Annotated in this window: 5 protein-coding genes; 1 reads left to right on the top strand and 4 read right to left on the bottom strand. The window is 70.0% G+C overall.

From position 1 onward, the window contains the following. From VFS34_16205 to VFS34_16190, 4 genes are all read right to left on the bottom strand, one after another. Positions 1-467 (bottom strand): hypothetical protein (locus VFS34_16205; GenBank protein ID HET9795996.1); only part of this gene is annotated, 467 nt, incomplete at its 3' end. A 56-nt stretch (positions 468-523) separates the two neighbouring features. Further along, the gene (locus tag VFS34_16200; protein HET9795995.1) at positions 524-1267 is read right to left on the bottom strand and encodes a class D sortase; all 744 of its coding nucleotides are present in this window, start codon (positions 1265-1267) and stop codon (positions 524-526) included. A 4-nt stretch (positions 1268-1271) separates the two neighbouring features. Then, positions 1272-1886 carry a hypothetical protein gene (locus tag VFS34_16195; protein ID HET9795994.1) on the bottom strand — a complete coding sequence of 205 codons (615 nt, stop codon included), beginning with the start codon at positions 1884-1886 and terminating at the stop codon, positions 1272-1274. Positions 1887-1984: 98 nt separating this feature from the next. Then, positions 1985-2356: a cupin domain-containing protein gene (locus VFS34_16190; protein ID HET9795993.1), complete on the bottom strand. Its 372-nt coding sequence runs from the start codon at positions 2354-2356 to the stop codon at positions 1985-1987. A 184-nt stretch (positions 2357-2540) separates the two neighbouring features. On the opposite strand from VFS34_16190, the gene VFS34_16185 reads away from it, so the two are divergent. After that, on the top strand, positions 2541-3273 hold a 733-nt coding region (locus VFS34_16185; GenBank protein ID HET9795992.1), incomplete at its 3' end, for an oxidoreductase.

Genomic DNA, 3273 nt, shown 5'->3' with positions numbered 1-3273 from the left:
ATGAAATGGGCATGCGCGCCGAAGAGCGTCGAGGACGCCAGGAGCGCCGCCGACGCCCAGCCGCCGGCCGCTCCGCCGAACGAAGCGCCCCAGGCGCCGCAGGCGGCAATCGCCGCGAGCGCGATCGCGATCGCGGGGAGGCGCGCGGCGAAGATCCGCGTTCGAACGCTCGCGTGCGGAACCAGGAGAAGCGAAGGCGCCGGTGTCCGGGGATCCGTTCCGGGGGGCGCGGGCGCGGCGCGCGACCGCCAGGGGCGCGCGGCCGCGGACGCGAGAATCTTGACGAGCGGCGGGTGCTCGGGGTTCGCCGTCGGGTTTCCGAGATCGACCGCGAGCGATCCGTCGAAGAAATGGATCGGCTCGTCGACGATCGGGGCGTCGTTCCAGGCGAGCGCGAGCTGCGCGGCGGTCCAGACGACGCAGAGCGCGGCCAGGGCCCACGCGAGGGAGTTCCGGCCGGAGCGCATGGCGGCGATCTTAGCCCGCAACGATGGCCGGGGACCCGAAAGGAAGGGAACGGACTCTAGCTCTCCACGCGGCGCGCCCGCACGACGAACCGGTCCGGCGCGCTGCCGACGTAGCCGAACGGAAAGCACGTCACGAGGGTGAGGCTGGCGTCCGGCGTCGGGTCGAGCACCCAGAGGGCGTCCGGATCGACGACGGCCGTCCATTCCACGCGGTAGAGGAACTCTCCGTCCTCGGTCGTCAGCCGGATCGCGTCATTCGGCTTGAGCCGGCCGAGACTCCGGAACTGGCGGTCGCGGTGGCCGGCGAACACGGCGTTGCCTCCGCGGGGCGGAATGGGCGTCCCCGGGATGTGTCCGACCGCGAATCGGAGAGTGAGCGAGTCGTCTCCCTCGCGCGCGACCACCGACAGGCCGATCTTCTCGATTCGGATGCGGGCGATGATCGCTCCTCGGACGAGCGGCGGCGGGGGGGAGGGCCGGGAGATGGGGAGCGCCGACTTTCGAGCGGCGGACGGAGGCGGGGCGGGGGGCCCGAAGGCTTCCGGGGCCGCGGCCTCCGCGAGCGGGGCGCTCCGCGAGATGGCGGGGGCCGCGGCTGCTTCGGAGGGAACGGGCGAGGCGGAGCGGCGCGCCGCGATCGCCGCGTCGAGCCGTCGCGACGCGGCGGCTTCGTCGAGCCGGGTGATGGCGATCACGAGGGCGCACCAGCCGAGACCGAGCGCGCCGGCGATCCAGAGCGCCCGCTCGAATGCACGAAGGCCTCCGGGGCGGGTGCCCCGGAGGCCGGAAGAAGAGCGCATCGAATCAGCCGATCCGATTTCCGAGGACCCTCAGTCCGGCGGCGCCGGCGAGCGACGCGGCCGCGAGCAGTCCGACGAGCGGCAGATCACTGCCGGTCTTCGGAAGGACGGGCTCCGGAAGGGGAACCTCCTTCTTTTCCGGGGTGACTTCGACCACCTCGGCCTTGAGGCTCGGCTCCGGCGCCGGCGTGGCGTAAACCGTTTCGTGCGTCTCTTCGGCGAGGATGATCGCTTCCGCCTTCGGATAGACGAACTCGACGCCGAACGTTTCGCCCGGATACATCCAGGTCCTCAGCGCCTGCGGATGTCCCGCGGCGCGCTGGAAATACGTGAACTCGGTCCTTTCGTTGGCCGCGACGTGACGGAGCGGCACCGCGAGCACCGTCGCGATGACCTCGGTTTCGGCCGGGTTGAGGAACTGGACGATGGTCCGGATCTTCTGAGTGTCGATCACCTTGATCACGTACTCGCCGGGAGCGAGGGTCATGCCGGGGATCTCGGTCGGCTCGGCGAGCCGGAGCGGGGTCCTCCACGCCGTGTCCGCCCGAGCGATCGGGACGGCGAGAGCGCAGAGGAACGCGAGGGCCAGGGGATATGCGAGACGTCTCGTGAGTTTCATGACGGGTCTCCTTTTCGTAGATGCTCCGCCCGGCTCTCCTCCGAGGGGGCTTCCAGACGGCGCGAAGTTAACCGGGAACCGAATCCGAAAACGGGCGCTCAGTGGGTGTGCGAAGCGAGGGCCTCCTCCCGCGTCTTCTCGACCGTTCCCGCCGGATGCTCCGGCGGCGCATAGAGCGTCAAGAGCTTCATCGCCTTCTTCGACGTGTTCCGGACGTTGTGCAGCGTCCCGGCCGGGACACAGAGCACTTCGCCCGCGGCCACGCGGAGCGGCTTGTGATCGACCGTCGCTTCGCCCGCGCCGTCGATGAAGAAAAAGATCTGATCGGTCGCCGGATGCGTCTCGGCGCCGATTTCTTCTCCGGGCCCCAGGCTCATCGCCACGAGCTGGCTTCGCTTGCCCGTGTACAGAACGTTCCGGAAGAAATCGTTCTCGGAGGCGACGTTCTGGAAGTTCTTCAGGTAGGTCATCGATCCTCCTTTCCGGCGCGCGGGCCGGGGTGATGACGATTCGACTCTACGCGCGTGCCCCTTTTCTTTCCTGATCCATGGGCATCAATCGGGGCATTCGCGTATATCTTCCGAAGCGATCGAACGGCGCGTACTCCTGCGCGCGGGCGGCGCGATCCGTGAGAATCGGGAGGGGGAAGCGACGATGCCTCGACTGTTCGATCCGTTCACATTGCGCGGGACGGCGTTCCGTCACCGCGTCTTCGTGTCGCCGATGTGCCAGTACTCGAGCCGCGACGGGATGCCGAACGCCTGGCATTTCGTGCACCTCGGGAGCCGCGCCGTCGGGGGCGCCGCGCTCGTGATGGTCGAGGCGACGGCCGTGTCGCCCGAGGGGCGCATCACTCCCGCGGACAGCGGGCTCTGGTCCCCGGATCAGGCGAAGGCGTTCCGTCCGCTCGTCGAATTCATGGAGGCTCGCGGCGCCGTCCCCGGCATCCAGCTCGCCCACGCCGGACGCAAGGCTTCGACGCGCGTCCCCTGGGAGGGGGGCGCGCCGCTCGCGGCGGACGAAGGAGCGTGGGAGACGCTCGCGCCGAGCGCGATTCCGTTCGGACGATATCCGGCGCCGCGGGGGCTCTCCGCGGGGGAGATCGACGCGATCGTCCACGACTTCGCCGGCTCGGCGAAGCTCGCTCTCGCCGCCGGCTTCCGCGTCGTGGAGCTGCACATGGCGCACGGGTATCTGCTGCACGAGTTCCTCTCTCCGCTCGCCAACCGCCGCGGCGACGAGTACGGAGGGAGCTTCGAGAACCGCGCGCGCCTGCCGCTCCGGGTCGCGGCGGCGGTCCGCGAGATCTGGCCGCCGGAGCTCCCCCTCTTCGCGCGAATCTCGGCGACCGACTGGGCGGACGGCGGCTGGACGCCCGAAGACTCCG

The organism is Thermoanaerobaculia bacterium (assembly GCA_035717485.1).
GTDB lineage: Bacteria > Acidobacteriota > Thermoanaerobaculia > UBA5066 > DATFVB01 > DATFVB01.
The sequence above is the reverse complement of the archived record's forward strand: the minus strand, read 5'-3'. Positions and strand labels throughout refer to the sequence as shown.

Excerpts from the sequence above, each read along its gene's own strand:
- VFS34_16200 (HET9795995.1), bottom strand. The coding sequence starts at position 1,267 with ATGCGCTCTTCTTCCGGCCTCCGGGGCACCCGCCCCGGAGGCCTTCGT.
- VFS34_16195 (HET9795994.1), bottom strand. The coding sequence starts at position 1,886 with ATGAAACTCACGAGACGTCTCGCATATCCCCTGGCCCTCGCGTTCCTC.
- VFS34_16190 (HET9795993.1), bottom strand. The coding sequence starts at position 2,356 with ATGACCTACCTGAAGAACTTCCAGAACGTCGCCTCCGAGAACGATTTC.